The sequence below is a fragment of the Candidatus Zixiibacteriota bacterium genome (assembly GCA_040752595.1).
Classification (GTDB): domain Bacteria; phylum Zixibacteria; class MSB-5A5; order WJJR01; family WJJR01; genus JACQFV01.
In genome coordinates this window covers 1-15903 of sequence record JBFMGX010000034.1, presented here as the reverse complement: position 1 = coordinate 15903, position 15903 = coordinate 1, and the positions used below count along the sequence as shown (strand labels likewise).

General features: G+C 61.4%; 14 protein-coding genes. 7 read left to right on the top strand and 7 right to left on the bottom strand.

Annotation, left to right across the window (positions count from 1 at the left end; genetic code table 11):
• Nucleotides 1–154: 154 nt before the first annotated feature.
• The 4 genes from AB1792_09025 to AB1792_09010 are packed head-to-tail and all read left to right on the top strand — an operon-like array spanning nucleotide 155 to nucleotide 2389.
• Nucleotides 155–673 carry a sigma-70 family RNA polymerase sigma factor gene (locus AB1792_09025; GenBank protein ID MEW5702356.1) on the top strand — a complete coding sequence of 173 codons (519 nt, stop codon included), beginning with the start codon at nucleotides 155–157 and terminating at the stop codon, nucleotides 671–673.
• Nucleotides 660–1238, top strand: coding sequence for a zf-HC2 domain-containing protein (locus AB1792_09020; GenBank protein MEW5702355.1), 579 nt, complete (start codon nucleotides 660–662; stop codon nucleotides 1236–1238). Before AB1792_09025 ends, AB1792_09020 begins: the two co-directional genes overlap by 14 nt.
• The gene (locus tag AB1792_09015) at nucleotides 1228–1806 is read left to right on the top strand and encodes a DUF4252 domain-containing protein (protein ID MEW5702354.1); all 579 of its coding nucleotides are present in this window, start codon (nucleotides 1228–1230) and stop codon (nucleotides 1804–1806) included. The genes AB1792_09020 and AB1792_09015 overlap by 11 nt, the downstream gene beginning before the upstream one ends.
• Before the next feature lie 16 nt (nucleotides 1807–1822).
• Nucleotides 1823–2389, top strand: coding sequence for a DUF4252 domain-containing protein (locus AB1792_09010; protein ID MEW5702353.1), 567 nt, complete (start codon nucleotides 1823–1825; stop codon nucleotides 2387–2389).
• A 334-nt stretch (nucleotides 2390–2723) separates the two neighbouring features.
• Here AB1792_09010 and AB1792_09005 read toward each other — a convergent pair whose 3' ends face one another.
• Together AB1792_09005 and pyrF are read right to left on the bottom strand one after the other, a co-directional pair.
• Nucleotides 2724–4295 carry an NAD(P)H-hydrate dehydratase gene (locus AB1792_09005; GenBank protein ID MEW5702352.1) on the bottom strand — a complete coding sequence of 524 codons (1572 nt, stop codon included), beginning with the start codon at nucleotides 4293–4295 and terminating at the stop codon, nucleotides 2724–2726.
• A gap of 17 nt (nucleotides 4296–4312) precedes the next feature.
• Nucleotides 4313–5122 (bottom strand): orotidine-5'-phosphate decarboxylase, encoded by an 810-nt coding sequence (gene pyrF / locus AB1792_09000; protein ID MEW5702351.1) that lies wholly within the window; start codon nucleotides 5120–5122, stop codon nucleotides 4313–4315.
• 172 nt (nucleotides 5123–5294) lie between these two features.
• On the opposite strand from pyrF, the gene AB1792_08995 reads away from it, so the two are divergent.
• On the top strand, nucleotides 5295–5966 hold the full coding sequence (locus AB1792_08995) for a hypothetical protein (GenBank protein ID MEW5702350.1): 672 nt from the start codon (nucleotides 5295–5297) through the stop codon (nucleotides 5964–5966).
• 572 nt (nucleotides 5967–6538) lie between these two features.
• Entirely contained in the window at nucleotides 6539–7402 is an 864-nt protein-coding gene (locus AB1792_08990; protein ID MEW5702349.1) for a hypothetical protein, read from the top strand.
• Between the two features lie 483 nt (nucleotides 7403–7885).
• Here the strand turns inward: AB1792_08990 and AB1792_08985 are convergent, their stop codons facing one another.
• The 4 genes from AB1792_08985 to AB1792_08970 all read right to left on the bottom strand — a co-directional run bounded on the left by AB1792_08985 (nucleotide 7886) and on the right by AB1792_08970 (nucleotide 13290).
• On the bottom strand, nucleotides 7886–10000 hold the full coding sequence (locus AB1792_08985; protein ID MEW5702348.1) for an acetate--CoA ligase family protein: 2115 nt from the start codon (nucleotides 9998–10000) through the stop codon (nucleotides 7886–7888).
• Nucleotides 10001–10517: 517 nt separating this feature from the next.
• Nucleotides 10518–11384, bottom strand: coding sequence for a pentapeptide repeat-containing protein (locus tag AB1792_08980; protein ID MEW5702347.1), 867 nt, complete (start codon nucleotides 11382–11384; stop codon nucleotides 10518–10520).
• 247 nt (nucleotides 11385–11631) lie between these two features.
• Nucleotides 11632–12078: a transposase gene (locus AB1792_08975; protein ID MEW5702346.1), complete on the bottom strand. Its 447-nt coding sequence runs from the start codon at nucleotides 12076–12078 to the stop codon at nucleotides 11632–11634.
• Nucleotides 12079–12258: 180 nt separating this feature from the next.
• Complete coding sequence (locus AB1792_08970; GenBank protein MEW5702345.1) at nucleotides 12259–13290, bottom strand: PDZ domain-containing protein; 1032 nt, start codon at nucleotides 13288–13290, stop codon at nucleotides 12259–12261.
• A gap of 181 nt (nucleotides 13291–13471) precedes the next feature.
• On the opposite strand from AB1792_08970, the gene AB1792_08965 reads away from it, so the two are divergent.
• On the top strand, nucleotides 13472–13981 hold the full coding sequence (locus AB1792_08965; GenBank protein ID MEW5702344.1) for a hypothetical protein: 510 nt from the start codon (nucleotides 13472–13474) through the stop codon (nucleotides 13979–13981).
• Between the two features lie 93 nt (nucleotides 13982–14074).
• Here AB1792_08965 and gltX read toward each other — a convergent pair whose 3' ends face one another.
• The gene (gene gltX / locus AB1792_08960; GenBank protein MEW5702343.1) at nucleotides 14075–15541 is read right to left on the bottom strand and encodes a glutamate--tRNA ligase; all 1467 of its coding nucleotides are present in this window, start codon (nucleotides 15539–15541) and stop codon (nucleotides 14075–14077) included.
• Nucleotides 15542–15903: the final 362 nt, after the last annotated feature.

The following is a 15903-nucleotide window of genomic DNA, read 5'->3' as shown; positions in this document are numbered from 1 at the left end:
CCGACGGGGTTTGTCTAGGGGATCTTCCCTCACCCGCCCGCCGACGGCGTGCGACCTCTCCCGGTGGGAGAGGTTATCTTCGTCCCCTTGCTCTGTTGTTCGACTCAAACACGTCCACGTGTAACCTTTCCCGTACCCGGCCGTTTTGAAGGTGATGAGCGGCTTCCAGGCGATGGCGGAAGCATGGCGGGATCGGATCTATAGTTTCGCCTACTACAGCTTGGGCAGCCGCGAAGAAGCCGAGGATGTCACGCAGGAGGTTCTGGTGCGGTTGTGGCAACATTGGCCGACGTTGTCGGATGGGCACACGGTTCCCTGGTTGATCCGGGTGGCGCGCAACGCCTGTCTCGATGTGCATCGTCGGCGCCAGACGCGCACCGCTTTTGCCGCCAACCACAGCGACGATTGCCCGGTCAATCCCTCCCCCGTGGCCGATGATCCCGACGCGATCTTGGAGCGTCAGGAATTCCGTAAGCAGGTGGAAACAGCATTACACGAGATCGAGGAACCGTACCGTTCCATTGTCATTCTGCGCGAGATCGAAACGCTCAGCTACGCCGAGATTGCCGACGCGCTGGCGTTGCCGCTCAATACGGTGAAGGTCTATCTGCACCGGGGGCGGCGTCGCTTACGCGAGTTGCTGAAAGAGGAATACGCCCATGGTACTCTCTGATCAACAAACACGCTGCGCCTGGGTGCGCGATCGCCTCGATCCGTATGTCGATTGCGAGCTGCCGTCCGCCGAAGCCGGGGCCATCGCGGCACATCTTTCCGACTGCGCGGAATGCACGGCGGAATTGGCGCTGGCCCAACGGACACTCGATGCCTTGCACGACCTCCCGGTGCTGAGCTGTCCCGACGCGGTGGTCGTCGAGGTCGGACGGCGGATCGGGCCTGAGCCGTCGTTTTGGCGTCGCCTGTGGGCTGGACGCCTCTTGCGGCCGGCGCTGATCGGCGCCGTTGCGGTGGCGCTGGTGGCGGCGACCGCCATCATCGGACGCTACCAATCGGCGGCGCCGCCGCGATTGAGTGCCGAGGAGATGGCGGTGGCCCGGGCCGAAGTCAAGTGGGCACTGGCCATCGTCAGTGACGTCGCCCGCCGCACCGAGAAGACGGTGCGCCGGGAGCTTCCCGATCCGCGCCTGTTGGCGCCGGTGCGGCGCACCATCGAAAAGAAGGAAAGCAATCGCGATTCGCAGAGCCGTCTGCAGCTTGAGGAGGAACACTATGAGAGTTAGAGTCATGGCCACTGCGGCGTTGGTGTTGGTCGCCGTGTCCGCCACGGCCCATGCGCAGCAGGACTATGAGAAGCACCCGGGGTACGTCGACATCAGCGCGCTGGGGATTGCCGGCGGTCAGGAGCCCTCGGTGGAGATCATGCTCAAAGGTTCCCTGCTTCGGCTGTTGGCCGGTGCCGCCGGCGACGATGATCCCGGATTAAAGGACGTCGTGCAAAAACTGGCCGGCATCAGCGTGCGCGTGTATCCCCTCGACAGCGCCCCCGGTGACGAGTACGAGAAGAAAGCCGATGCGCTCTCGAAGCGCCTGGGCAGTCAGGGTTGGGAGACGATCGTGAAGGTTCGCGAGCCGGGGGAACGCGCCTACATCGCCGTCAAGACGGTGAACGACCACATCGTGGGACTGGTCGTGCTGTCGCTGGAGAAGGACGATGAGATCGCCTTGGTGAACATCGCCGGCGACATCGATCTCGACCGGATCGGGGAACTGGGCGACGATTTCCATCTGTCGCCGCTCGACAGCGCGCGCCTCGAGTCGCGCAAGTCTTCGAAGTCGAAGGATCACTGACGGGCGGAGGTGAGTGATGCGGCACACAAACCGAAAGGCCACCTTGATCGTGGTGGCAGCTCTGCCCCTGTTGTTGTCCGGGTGCATGCGCGCGCGGCAGTTGGAAGGCATCGGTCAGCAGATCGTCTGGTCATGCCCCGAAGCGGATTTCCATCGGGATGTCTCCCTGTCGCTCGGGCCGATGTCGATCGGCGTGCTGTCTTGGGCGGCGGGTCTGGCCGACGACGATGAAGATGTGCGCGAGGCGCGGCAATACCTAAGGTGCATCCGCAGCCTGCAGGTCGTGGTCTATGACATCGACGGGAAGATCGGTGACGTGCGCGATCTGTTTCCCCGTCGGCTGCAGGAGACGCTCCAGGACGACGACTGGGAGCTGCTGGTCAAGTCCAATGAGCCCGACGGGCAGACCTGGATTCATTACCGCGAAGACAACAAAGGGGTTGTGCGGGAGATGAACATCGCCGCGCTGGACCGAGACGAATTCGTGCTCGTCCGCATATCGGGCAACCTCAATCGTCTCTTCGAGCAGGCGCTGGAGGACGAGCGCCCGCTGACCAAGCTGGCCCGCAAGGCGGGACGTTAGTGCGCTGAAAGGCACCGGTCGGTGTCCGACCGGGCGTGCCCGCGATCTGTGATCGCGGTCTGTTTGCTCCCACGATCATCGTCCCGCGGCGCGGGACCGCGATCACAGATCGCGGCCACGCTCTGGTGAACATCCAGGCGCGATGAATCGCGCCGCTACCGGATCTCGCAGAGTTGTGCCGGTCAGCCCTTGGGCTGACCTCGGACCCGTAGGGTCCGTCTTCGTGTGGTCGACTTCGTGGACATCGCGGCTACGCCGCCCGCCTCGGCGGGTCAGCCCAAGGGTTCATCCTGAAGGACTCACCCTGAAGGGCTGACCGGCACAGAGCACTCTCCTACTCGCATTCCAGATACCCCAGCACCTCCGGCAGCGCCTCGATCAGATCCGAGGCGACGAGCGAACGTTCGCCGACATCGGCGGCGGCGAAATCACCCGCGAGGCCGTGGATGTAGACGCCGAGAAGCGCGGCGACCAATGGTCCACACTCCTGCGCCAGGAATGAGACGATGACCCCGGTCAGGACATCGCCGACACCGCCCGAGGCCATCCCCGAATTGCCGGTGGGATTCAAGTAGACATGTCCATCGGGCGCTGCGATGAAGGTCGGCGCGCCCTTCATGACCGCGATGCAATGGAATCGTGAGGCGGCCTCACGTGCGGCGGCTTCGCGGTCGGCGGCGATGTCGGATGTTTCCCGGCCCAGCAGGCGCGCCATTTCGCCGACATGGGGTGTGATGATCAACGGCACGTCGCAGGCGGTTTCAAGAACGGCTATATCGCGGGCGCAGGCATTGAGGCCATCGGCGTCGAGGACGGTCGGTTTGCTGCGACGCACAATCAGACGCCGCACCAACTCCTGTGTCTCATGATGCTGCGACAGGCCGGGACCGATCGCGACCGCATTGACCGTTTCCATATGTTTGATGATCTCTCCGAGCCCGCGTCGGGCCAAGACACGTCTCGGACGCACTTCGGGCAACGGCAGTACCACCGGCTCAGTGGCTTTGATGTCGACGAGATCGGCCAGCGAGGCGGGGACGCCGACATAGGTCAATCCGACTCCGGCACGCATGCAGGCATTGGCCGCCAATGCTGCCGCCCCCGACATCCCGACCGAGCCGCCGAGGATCAGCGCCTTGCCGAATGTCCCTTTGTGGCCATCGGGGGGACGTGACGGCAGCGACTGCCGAATGAACACCTCGGTGATCAGCGCCAGAGAAGTCCCCTGCGCGGCGAACGCCTCCGGTGGAATGCCGATGTCGATCGTCTCCAGATGTCCGACATACCCGCGTCCCGGCCAAAGCCATTGGCCGCGTTTGCTCGCCGCCAGAGTCATGGTCGTGTGGGCCTTGATCGTCGGGTCGCAGACCGAGCCGGTAGCGCCATCGAGACCCGACGGTGTATCCACGGCGACAATCCGCACACCGGAGCGGTTCATGGCCGCAACGACCACTGCCGCCACACCGTCAATCGGTCCACAGAAACCGGTGCCGAAAATCGCATCGATCAGAAGGTCGAACGCAGTGAAGTCGGGGATCTGCTCAGAGTCGTTCACCGGCTGCGGCGACAGGCCCATCGCGATAGCCCGGTCCGCGTTCACTCGGGCGTCGCCGGAGAGTGATTCGATCGAGCCGAGCAGGTGGATGCTCACCGATGCGCCCGCTTCAGCCAGATAACGGGCGATCACGAATCCGTCGCCGCCGTTGTTCCCCCGTCCGCAGACGATCCCGATCCTCTTGTCCCGGCATTCGCCATCGAACAGACGTTCGCGGATGCGCGTGGCGATGCCGCGTCCGGCGTCTTCCATCAGCGTCAGGCCGGGAATGCCCATCCCCTGGATGGCGCGTCCATCGACGGCGCGCATCTGCTCGGGCGTAAGAATGGGTGGAAGATCGATCGGAGTCATGGCGCCTGTTGCCCGAACTACCGGCTTGAAAGTATCCGCTTCATCTCTTCGGCATACCAACGCGCTTTGGCAGCCGCCGCCTCGGCGAAATCCTCGCCGGAGGAGGCATAGAGGATGTCCCGCGAGACATTGATTAGAACCGGTGCCCTACCGGCCGCCGCAATCCGCAGTGATTCATACAGATCGCCGCCTTGGGCACCGATGCCCGGGATGAGGAGCGGGGCCATGGGGGCCAAGCGACGCACCTCTTGCAATAGCCCCGCGTGGCGGGCACCGACCACCAGGCCAAATGGTTTGCGGTGGCGTTCTGCCAGCGCGATGACATGCTGAAAGACCGGGCGATGGTCGGCCACAAGCGTCTGCAAATCATCAGAGCCGGGATTCGAGGTCAGGCAGAGCACGAAGGGGAGCTTGCCCGGATAGGCAAAAAACGGCTCCAGCGAGTCGCCACCCAAGTATGGGCTCACTGTGGTCCCATCCCCATCCAAGTGCTCAAAAACGAATCTCGCGTACATCGCCGCCGTGTTGCCGATGTCGCCGCGCTTGGCGTCGAGGATCACCGGAATCTCCTCTGGGATCTCAGCGACGAGTTCCTCCAACTGCGCAATCCCATCCGAGCCCTGGGCTTCGAAGAAGGCGAGATTCGGCTTGTACGCGGCGGCATAGGGGGCGGTCGTGACGACGATCCGACGGCAGAACTCAAAGAGCGGGCTTGGTCCTTGTGCCATGATAGCCGGCATCTTCGCCCGATCGGGATCGAGTCCGATGCAGAGTCGCGCACCGGTCGTTTCGAATCGCCGACCCAGCTTCTCCAAGCAGTCGCCCATGCCAAAACCTCCGATGGCCAAGGTGCGCGTCGCCGTGTGCCCCGGCCGTGGAAGGTAGCGAGCGGGTCGGGGAATGGCAATTGCCAGGACGGAGAGCAAGTCCGTCGCCTCCCGATTGCATGGGTCTTGGAGCGGAGACTGACATATATTGCCGTTGTTGGGAGGGAGGAGCGTGAGGACGATCATCCGCAAGTTCATTGGGACCTGCCTGCTGGGATCTGTCGTGATTGTTGCCGCCAGACCGGCTGGGGGACAACGGACGCCGAATAAGGCCCAGGCCGAACTGGAGGCGAGAATCGTGGTTGACTCGATGGGCTGCCCAGTTGCCGTCGATCTCTGGTTGGCGTCGACGACCGACACGGTCCATGGGATCGAGGCTCTCTTGCGCTGGGACAGGCCGGATTGTGTCCGTTTCGCTCCCGCTCCGCCTGTTCGTTCCACCAAGAAGGGCCACGCCGCGGATACAACGTCGCGGCCGCGGCTTCCGGTCGCCGCCGATGCGGCCGCGATCAAGATCGCCGGAGGGTTGGTGGCCGACTGGGAGCTTGTCGAGGCGCGAAGCTCAGACGGGCTTACGGTCAAGGTCACAGCGCTGTCCGCGCTCATGCCGGGTCACAAGGCCACGGCCTTGGTGCCGGGAAAAAGCGGGCGAATCTGTCGGCTTCCCTTGAACTTGGAGACCGCAGCCAGGCCCCAATCGCTGGGGGATTCGTTGTCGGTGTGGCTGGATCAGGGGAAGACGAGACTGTCTAATGCTGCGGGGGCGTTGTTCGGTGACCTTGTGCTGAAGAAGGGATCAATAGAACTCCGCCATTGCCGGCCCGAATCATTCCCCCGGCGCTGAGGCACGAACGGCCGGTGCGGGCACAGATGAGCACTTTTTGCTGGCTGACCCGTCGCGCATCTTCTGGCGCTGCCTCGGGCGGTATAACTTCCCGCCACGGACTAAGATGCAGGAGGAATCGCATTCGAGGCGCCAATACTTCTTGACAGAACGCGGGGGGAGTGGTAAACTTACGTTCGGTGCCTCTGCGGGCGGGTTGCCCGGAGTGTCAACCGATTACCATTACCTGCAAGTCTCTGCATCGTAATGCAGAGAGAAGTGGCCCCGAGATTCTTGGTGTATGGGCGAATGCCCGTCGGGTCTGAGCTGCACAGGAGACGCCTTAGCGACAACAGCGCACGGTTTTTCGGACTTGTGTCCGCCCACAACCTCATGATCGCTTGAGCGGCGTGTGCGGCAGTCCGATGAACGTGGAGAGATGTTGGTCAGCGAGGCGCGGGACTGCCTTGGCTGGGTTCTTCGGCACGGGATTTGAGTGTCTCGACCGGAGCCCCGCGTGACGTGTTGTGTGCGACGCGGAACGCGTGACCGAAGGCAAAACTGAATTGTCCCAGAACCGCAAGGAGCCACCCATGTTCCACAGTCGGGTCCCTCACGTGGTACTGGCGAGCCTGGTGCTCGCGGTCGCGGTCATCATGAGCCAACCCGCGGATCAGGTATCCGCCGAGCCCAAAGGCACAAGCTCGGATACTCTGATCATCATCGATTTCGCCGACACGGTCGGCTCACCGGGGGCTTCGGTCCCGGTGTCGGTCTTTCTGCAGAATCGAACCGACTCGATTCAGGGATTTCAGATTTCCGTAACCCTCTCGCGTCCCGATTTGATGGCGTTCATCGCCGACACGGTGATCGACACGTGCATCATCTGCCTGGACTCCGCCTGTACCGCACTGGACACGATCTATCCGTGCACGACCGTCGTGGTCCCGTCGTCCGTGCAGGGGTCCATCATCGAGGACTGGGACTACGCCGAGGCACGGACCGCGGGGGGAACCAACCTGCGTCTGACCGGGCTGGCCGATTACGATCGCAATCACTCGCCCCTGCCGATTCTGCCTTGGACAAACGGTGTCCTGATCAAAGTCGTCGCCCAAGTCAACTGCGATATCCCCGACACGGTCCTTGACCGCACCGTGGTTTTGGACGTGAACGAAATCGGCACGTATTTCGTCGATCCGAAGGGGGATACGATCTCCGTGGTCCAACTGATCAACGGCTCGATCACGGTGCCGTTCACGACCCTGGGCGATCTCGACTACAACGGGATCTTCAACCTATTGGATGTCGTCAAACTGGTGAACATTGCGTTTCGCGGATATCCGCCCGCCTGTCCCCCTGGCGTCGATGATCTGAATTGTGACGGATACGTCACACTCCAGGACGTCGTGCTGCTGGTCGGCCATGTCTTCCGAGGTCAACCGCGGCCCACGTGCTGAGTCCAGCCCCCATGCCCTGTTGTCGGCCGTCACGAAGGCGATTGTGCCCGGTCTGGCGTTCGCACATCCCCCACTGTCGGCGGAAATAACTGTTGACAGTTCCGGGAATCCCGGGCATGTTGCGAGTGGTTGAAGCGTATTCTCAGTAGAGAGATTGGTGCCGTGGGTGTTAGCAGTCGCCCCTTGTCTGTCATGCCAAGCGTGCGCAGCGGCCTCTCTCGTCCGGGAGGGACGGCGGTTCTGTGGCCGATCCGACCGGGAGGTCGGGAATGAACGAATCCGGCGCGACCGTTCGACGGTCGTGCGTCACAAGCCCTCGGGAGAACAGCCCTCTATGGCCCAGGTAGTGTCTTCACACAAAACCTACAAGCAGTAACGGATGGTTGTTCTCCCCCTTTCTGGCAGACGTCCCGGGCGCAAGCCCGGGACGTCTGGTTTTCTGCCGTTGTGGTGCGTACACTCGCGCGCACCGCGCGACTGCTGTCATCCGCTTGTCGTCAGAACGATGCGTGCATCCACAGCCAACGACGGCACACCGGCCGGCCGGGCGACAAAGGGATTGATGTCCAGCTCCTCCAGTCCGGGAACAGCACTCGCGAGGTGCGAGAGCGTGACGAGAGTGGACACGACCGGTTCAAGATCGACCGGTGGCGCGCCACGAAACCCTTCGAGGAGCTTCTTTCCGTGCAATCGTCCCAACATCTCGCGAGCGACGTCGCGCGTGATCGGAGGAAGCCGGAAGACGACGTCGCGCGCCGCCTCCACGAGGATTCCCCCCAGCCCGCACATGACCATCGGTCCGAAGGTCGGGTCGCGCACGATGCCCAGCACCAATTCCACGCCGCCGGTGACCATCGGCTGTACGACGACATGGGCATCGGTGAGGTGGTGTTCACCCGCCCGCTGCTGCAGGGTCCGATAATGCCGTGCCAGCTCCTGTTCGTCGCGCACGTCGGTGATGACCGCGCCGATCTCCGTCTTGTGCAGCAATTCACCGGCCTCCAGCTTGAGAGCAATCGGATAGCCGACAGTGCGTGCCACCTCCAATGCCTCCGCCTGGTCACGAGTCGGGAGGGGACGGGCGATGGGGATCCCGCATTGCGCCAGCAGGGCCAGTGCCTGACCCGAGGGAATCTGTGTTTGGCCTTCACGTGCCCAAGTGGCGAGTGAACGGGCGGCATGATCGACCTCAGGCGGGGTCGGCGGCGCGATGATGGCTGGGCGCTCGCGCAGATCCCGGCAGGCATCCATCCCGGCGCACACCGCCGCCATCTCTTCCGGGAAGGTATAGACGGGGATGCCGGCATCCTTCAGACTGCGGACCGCCGCAAACTGGTCGCCGGCACCCATCATGCAGGCCACCATCGGCTTGTCGATCCCGTGGTGGGCATCGATGATCGCCTCTGCCACGGAGTGCTCGTCGATCATGATCGGTGGGATGAAGATGCACAGGACGGCGTCGACATTCGGGTCGGCGAAGAGGGTGCGCAAGGCCATCCGGTATTGGTCGCTGGTCGCCGAGGCGATCATGTCGACCGGATTGCCGGTGGCGGCCGCTGGTGGGAGATGGGCCTTCAGCGTGGCCACCGTCTGCGGCGCCAGCCGCACGACATCGAGCCCCAGCGCCGCGGCAGCATCAGTGGCCAAAATGGCAGGGCCGCCGGCATTGGTCAGAATGGCCACCCGTTTGCCTCTGGGCAGCGGCTGCACATTGAGCGCCCCGACCAGGTCGAACATCTCCTCCATCGTGTCCACGCGAAGGATGCCGCAATGGTCAAAGAGCGCATCGACGCCGACATCGCCGCCGGAGAGCGCCCCGGTGTGCGACATGGTGGCACGCGCCCCGGCCCCGGTCCGGCCGGCCTTGACCGCGATGATCGGTTTCGTACGGCTGACCTCCCGCGCCACCTGGGCGAAAGCGGCGGTGTCGCCGAAACTCTCCAAGTACAACAGGATGATCCGCGTGGCCGGATCGTCCTTCCAGTAGTTGAGCATGGTGGTGCCGGAGATGTCCGCCTTGTTGCCCACCGAGGCAAACATCGAAAAACCGATTCCCAAGCGCCGGGCATGATTGAGCACCGCCTCCCCCAGAGAACCCGACTGGGTCATGAACGCGACGCCCCCGGCCAGAGGATGGGTCCGTGAGAATGTGGCATTCAACGACACCGCCGGATCGGTGTTGAAGACCCCGAAACAGTTGGGGCCGACCATCCGCATCCCATAGTGCTGCGCCCGGTCCCAGAGCTCGCGTTCGTCTCTGGCACCCTCTTCTCCCACTTCCCGGTAACCGGCGGTGACCACGACCACGCCGCCCACGCCCTTACGGCCGCAATCCTCCACGGTGGACAGAACAAGGTCCTTGCGGACGATGATCACGGCCATATCGACCGGATCGGGGACGTCGAGAATCGATGGATAGCACTTGATCGAATGGATCACACCGGCGGAGGGATTGACCGGGAAGACCGGCCCGGTGAAGCCGTGGGCGACCAGGTTGTGGGTGATGACCTGTCCGATCGTCCCCGCACGCGCGGTGGCGCCGATCACCGCCACCGACCGGGGGCGGAAGATCTTGTCGAGTCCTTCCGGTGTGTGCATCGGTGATTCTCCCGTCAGGACGGCAGAGCAACGTCTGCAAGTTGCCGCCGTCGCGCCCAATATTGCCGCGCCCCAAGCCACGACCAATGGATTCGGTTACGGCGATGACAGAATGCGGCAAGGAGTGGGAGTCGCACAGGGGACTGTGCGCAGGAAACCCGGCCTTTCTGCGCCATTGTGGCGCAGCGGCTGCGTCTGTCGTAATCCCATTGGCAACAGGATGTTATGGGTCTTCGAGGCGGCGAATCCAGCATTGCCCGCAGCCGATGCGTTGTCGTCGCTTGGACACGATCCGAATTGGGGCGTCGTCATGGCGTGTAAGCATCAGGAGAACAACAAGATACAGCAACAAGACCAATTCGGAGGCCGTTGGCATGGACTTTGTTGTCTTGGACCTTGGCTCTGGTAACAGGGCCGTCAGCAAACGCGGTGAAGGGGCGCTGACGAAGTGGGGTTGAAGGAGTTCCCAGGTGAGGGGGGAACTCCTTCTGGTTTTGTACGCTTCCGGTGAGGCTCACTAGTCCGGGATGTGCCCTGGCAGCTTGGTCGTTTCGTCCGTCTCTGCCTCTTTCAGTTGCCTCTTGGTCAACCCTTGCGCCTGCGAGAGATCAGCACCATCTCGGAAATCGACGTTTCCAAGCGACGTACGGAGATTGGCACTGGTGAGTCTTGCACTTCGGAAGTTCGAATCCTCCAACCAAGCTCCAGTGAAATCCGCATTCGAGACATCCGTCCCTCGGAAATTCGCAGCGCATAGATATGCGTGGCGAAAGTCGGCTACGGCGAAGTTCCCAGCAAATCGTGCGAGCGGAAGGTACACATTATTGAAGTCGAGCCGGTACTGTCCTCCTCTATCATGGTTCAGAGAGCGCCGCCCGATCACTGTTAAGATCGCTTGGATATCTTGCGACGGCGGGGGCGCCCCCCCCCACGATGGGCGGTCGAGCTTCTTGTTATCCTCCTCACGTGCCTTGTCTACATCCGTCAGTTGTGCATGCTCCCGCACATACGCCGTCAGCACATCCATGATCGGCCAGTGGTCCTTTTCCGAATCGCGGGCGATGCGCTCCAAGGCGTAGATGCCACCCAATTTCACCGCGAGATTGTCGCTGCCGAGTTGCTCAATGGCGCGGGTGAAGCGCTCGGTGATTTGGCCTTCTCGGGCGATTCGGACTTGCTCTTCGGCGGCGATCACCCGCCGCCACGTCGCCCATAGGCCGAGTAGGATGGCCAATCCGCCGAGAACCTGTGCCAAGGTGACACGCGCCTTATCCTCCAATTCAAACAAACGGTCGGGGGATACCGGGCCCCACAGAGAGTTGACCTGCCATTCCGGGACCTTCCAGAGGATCAGGACGAGGATCATACCTGCGACGAAGATCATCGCGCCACGCTTCAGCCACGTGAGCCATTCGCGCTGAGTGCTTCTCGCGAAGAGTCTCTGAGGGCGTTTCATCTGTTGGCCTTTCATTTGGTTGGTGGCGCAGGCACTCTTGCCTGCGCAAGATCATGGGCAGGCAGGAGTGCCTGCCCCACCAGAGCTTTTCAACACTCCCAGGAGTGCCTGCCCCACCAACGCCCTACCATACTGGTGGAATCTGCAAGGGGTTGCCTGCCCCACCAGAGCTTTCTTAGTCTGCATTCAGAAACCAGCCCGGGTATTGCCGAGGATCGGCAACGAGTCCTTTGCGTACGGGATTGTTGAGCATGTACGCCAGCTTCTCATCGAGCTCATCTTGGTCACGGACAATCCTATCCCACGACTCGTCTTGCCAGACCCTTCCTTTGGTCCCGCGCCCGCGATTGATCTTCCGCGCGCTTGCGCCTTTGATCCCTCTCATGGTCTGGCCCAATGATGCTCCCTCCTCAGGGCAGATCAGGAGATGCACATGGTCCGGCATGACCGTGGCGGCGATCAGAGTGTAACGCCCCTCTTGTCCTGCCTTGAGGTGGTCCAGCACGAGCTGGATCTCGTCCAGCGACAGGTCATCTGCAGCAACGCGGAACGTCACGAAATAGGTGCTCCCTGGCAGCGACCAGTGAGGCAACCTACGTTTGGTGATCTTCAACCCAGTCATTCATCATTCGGTGGCGCAGGCACTCTTGCCTGCGCAAGATCATAGGCAGGCAGGAGTGCCTGCCCCACCAAACACCCATAAGATACTGCATCCCGATCATGAAGACAAAAACGGGACGGAGCGAACTCCGTCCCGTGCGGGGGAGATGGAAACGAATGCCTGACCCGATGGTGTTGTTCGTTACTTCTTCAGGTTCTTAAGCTCCTGCCGCAACGCCTGTAGTTGATCGCGCAGTTCTTCCATCTGATCCTGGAAGTCCTGGCGCCAGTCCTGCATCATTTCATCGCGGGCGCTGCGTTGGGCGCGAATCGCATCGCGCAGCTTCATCGTGGCGTTGTCCGGCATCACATGGAACCTCCGTGGCATGCCGGATCCCGACCAGGTATCCGATGACTCGACTTTGACATCGACCGTCTTCTGTTCGCTGGGGCTGCGGATCACCATCACGGTGGCGATATCGCCGTCATCCTTCTTCTGGATCGCCTTGCGGACTTCATTGGTGTTGCGGACCGGCTTGTGGTCGATCTCCACGATCACATCCCCGGCCTGGAGTCCGGCCTTGTCGGCGGGGCCGTCCTTTTCGACCTCATTGATGAGCGCGCCGCCATCCTTGGCGCCGAAGTGCTCGGCCAATTGATCGGAGAGGTCATAGAGCGCCACACCGATGCGCGAAGTGGACAGTTGCCCCAGCGAGAAGGTAAACGCCCGCGGTGCCGCCGGCGGTTCCGGAACTTCCATGTCGACATCGGGCGGCTCCGTGATCCATTCAAACTCTCGTTCGCGATCCTTGTTGGCGGTGATTTCGACCTTCAGCGGCATCTCCTTGCCCCCGCGCAGAACGACAATCTCCTTGGTCTCGCCGGGGTCGGACCACTCGATCAGACGGGTCAAACGGGACGTGGTCGGCGTGTCCTTGCCGTCGAAACGGATGATCACATCGCCCTTCTTGATCCCGGCCTTGTCGGCCGGAGAGTCCTCAATCACGCCGGAGACAAAGACGCCTTCGACGTCCTTCACTCCCTCCGATTCCGCCAGATCCTGGTCCATCGTCTGGATGTAGACACCCAGCCAGCCGCGTTCATTCTTCCACTTGGTGTCTGCGGCCTGCGCGTGGCCGGACACGGTCGCGTATGCCATCACCAGGGCGACGATGGCCAATGCCGCCAAAAGGATGGGCCAGCCGCGTCGCCAGCCATGTTGCCCGGATTGCATCACTGCCTCCCTTGCTTCCGAAGAGCCCTCGTGTTGGTTTTTCATTTTCCTCCACCTGATTGACGAGGTTTTTTACGTACCCAAGGGGAGCATGGTTCCGCTATTGTTAAGTCACGGTCGGGACCGGTCCGGTTCGAGGACCGCAATCGCTTGAGGGCAAAGGCCATAGCGTGGGGGTGACATGACGGCGACGAAATACGAGGTGAAGCGGATCGGCGTCTTCTCATTGGTGAAGACGCTCTTCCTGGTCGGCGGGATCAGTGGTTTTGTCATTGGGATCATCGAGTGGATCCTCATCGGGCTGATCTTCTGGGCGACCCAGAATGCACCGATCGATCCCGGTCTTTTTGACCAGTCCGGGATGGGCGATCTTCTGGGCGCGGGCATCGGTTTTTTGGGATTCCTCCTGCCGATCTTCGGGGGGATTGCCGGCGCGGTGGGGGGTGTTCTCTTCGGCTTCGTTCTGGCGTTGACCTACAACCTCAGCGCCCGACTCTGGGGCGGGATCGAGCTTGACCTGGCGGCTTCTACCGGAGTCGCGTCGACTGCACCCGCGCCCATCGCTCCATTGAGTGGAACAGTGACGCGATTGCCGGATGCAGCCCGTCGAGTGCCTGATCACCGAGAAGGGAACGAGCCGCCCGATCCGGGCCCGGCGTCGGATCGGTCCTCATCGGCGATGTATGAATAGGACAGGTCAGGAGCGCGGTTCGGCAGGGCTCACCGCAGGCAGGGATCCTGACCTACGATGACTTCGCAGGGCATGGTCGAATGGCGCGAACGCTCATCCCATGCCGGCGTTCACGTTGTTCAGACTGAATTGCAGCCGGCGCAATGATTCTGCTTTGCCGAGAATCTCGAGGATCGCTGTTGCTCCGCCCGGAGTGGTGCGCGTGCCGGAGATGGCAATCCTGATCGCCCACATAACTGCTCCTGTATTCAAACCAAGGGACACGCTGAGCGTTTTGAGTTCGCTCCATAGGGTGTCGTTGTTCCATGCCTTGACTTTCTGGAGCGTGGCGATGGCGGCCGGCAATACGCGCACGGTGCTTTCAATAGTCGCTTTCTGCGCCTTTTCTACGAAGAACTCGCGGTCGAAAACAGGGAGAGTCTCCAGAAAGGCGACTTGTTGCCCAATCTGAGAGAATTTCTCAATGCGCGGCTGAATCAATGGCATCAGCTTCTCAATTCCAATATCTCGACGGACAACCTTCCTGACATACGGAAGCGCGAGTTCACGAAACCGTTCGGGCGTCAATTTGCGGATGTACACGCCATTGAACCAAAGCAGCTTCTCGTAATCGAATATGGCCGCCGACTTGCTGATTCCCGAGACGCGAAATCTCTGGACCAGCTCCTCGAGGGTAAAGAACTCCTCGCTGGTATCTTTCGGGCTCCATCCCAGCAAGGCGATGTAATTGACGATGCTCTCCGGCAGGAATCCGTCCTGAACCAGATCATGAAAGCTCACGGCACCATGCCGTTTCGAGAGCTTGGACACCGTACCGTCCTCGCCTTTGCCCATGATCAACGGCAGGTGTACATACTGGGGACGTTCCCAGCCGAACGAATCGTATAGAATGACATATTGCGGAGTTGAGGAGAGGTATTCCGATCCGCGGACAACATGCGTCACGCCCATCAGGTGATCGTCCACCACGTGGGCAAAATTGTAGGTGGGATAACCATCTGACTTGATCAGGACGATATCCGAGAGATCTGCATTCGCTCTGGAAATGGCACCAAAGACCATATCATCAAATGTGGTAACACCATCCGGCGGCGTCTTCTGGCGAAGGACATAGGGAATACCGTTCTTGAGTTTCTCACTGACTTCATCCGCCGATAGGTTCCGGCAACGCCGGCTGTAGCCGTAACTGCCGGCCGCCTCACCCGCTTCCTCACCTTCCTGGCTGTTGCAGAAGCAGTAGTACGCGTGTCCGGAGGCAATCAGTTTCTGAGCATACTCGATGTAGATCTCTCTCCGCTCACTTTGGACATAAGGGCCGTTGGGGCCCCCTATGCCCGGACCTTCATCGTACTTCAATCCCGCCAGTTCCAGGGTCTCATAGATGAGTTGAACGGCGTTTTCAACCAGTCGCGTTCTGTCGGTGTCCTCGATTCGCAGTATGAACACGCCGCCGTGGGATTTGGCCAACAAGTACGAGTACAGTGCTGTGCGGAGATTACCAATGTGCATGTAGCCGGACGGGCTGGGTGCAAAGCGCGTCACAACCTGTGTCTTGTTCATTCCATCCGATATGGGTGTCATATTGCGACCGGTGTCCTGCTCTTTGGCACTCGAGTGTTAAGAACGTCTAACAGAATGAACGATTGTGTTTTTCGGGAGGGCGAGGCTCCTGCCGAGCCGTCCAGCCCCAACTATGTAAAGAGCGGCTCAGCGGGGGCGCAATCCCAAAGTTAGTTGAAGTTTGAACGGCTCATTGTTGTTTACGCCGCCTTCGACAGGGCGGCACCCTCCAGTCTCAGTTCTCGTTGCAAGGCGTCCCGCAGTGTTCTGAGATGCCGGTATCCGCGCACGGTGCGCAGCCGTGGTTCGATGTCCAACAGTGCCGCCGCCAGCCAGCGCTGCCGCTGGTTCGAGTTCTTCCA

What these genes read in the sequence shown, in the direction of transcription:
- AB1792_09025 (MEW5702356.1), top strand. Translation starts at nt 155, where the DNA reads ATGAGCGGCTTCCAGGCGATGGCGGAAGCATGGCGGGATCGGATCTAT.
- AB1792_09020 (MEW5702355.1), top strand. Translation starts at nt 660, where the DNA reads ATGGTACTCTCTGATCAACAAACACGCTGCGCCTGGGTGCGCGATCGC.
- AB1792_09015 (MEW5702354.1), top strand. Translation starts at nt 1,228, where the DNA reads ATGAGAGTTAGAGTCATGGCCACTGCGGCGTTGGTGTTGGTCGCCGTG.
- AB1792_09010 (MEW5702353.1), top strand. Translation starts at nt 1,823, where the DNA reads ATGCGGCACACAAACCGAAAGGCCACCTTGATCGTGGTGGCAGCTCTG.
- AB1792_09005 (MEW5702352.1), bottom strand. Translation starts at nt 4,295, where the DNA reads ATGACTCCGATCGATCTTCCACCCATTCTTACGCCCGAGCAGATGCGC.
- pyrF (MEW5702351.1), bottom strand. Translation starts at nt 5,122, where the DNA reads ATGGGCGACTGCTTGGAGAAGCTGGGTCGGCGATTCGAAACGACCGGT.
- AB1792_08990 (MEW5702349.1), top strand. Translation starts at nt 6,539, where the DNA reads ATGTTCCACAGTCGGGTCCCTCACGTGGTACTGGCGAGCCTGGTGCTC.
- AB1792_08985 (MEW5702348.1), bottom strand. Translation starts at nt 10,000, where the DNA reads ATGCACACACCGGAAGGACTCGACAAGATCTTCCGCCCCCGGTCGGTG.
- AB1792_08980 (MEW5702347.1), bottom strand. Translation starts at nt 11,384, where the DNA reads ATGATCTTCGTCGCAGGTATGATCCTCGTCCTGATCCTCTGGAAGGTC.
- AB1792_08975 (MEW5702346.1), bottom strand. Translation starts at nt 12,078, where the DNA reads ATGACTGGGTTGAAGATCACCAAACGTAGGTTGCCTCACTGGTCGCTG.
- AB1792_08970 (MEW5702345.1), bottom strand. Translation starts at nt 13,290, where the DNA reads ATGCAATCCGGGCAACATGGCTGGCGACGCGGCTGGCCCATCCTTTTG.
- AB1792_08965 (MEW5702344.1), top strand. Translation starts at nt 13,472, where the DNA reads ATGACGGCGACGAAATACGAGGTGAAGCGGATCGGCGTCTTCTCATTG.
- gltX (MEW5702343.1), bottom strand. Translation starts at nt 15,541, where the DNA reads ATGAACAAGACACAGGTTGTGACGCGCTTTGCACCCAGCCCGTCCGGC.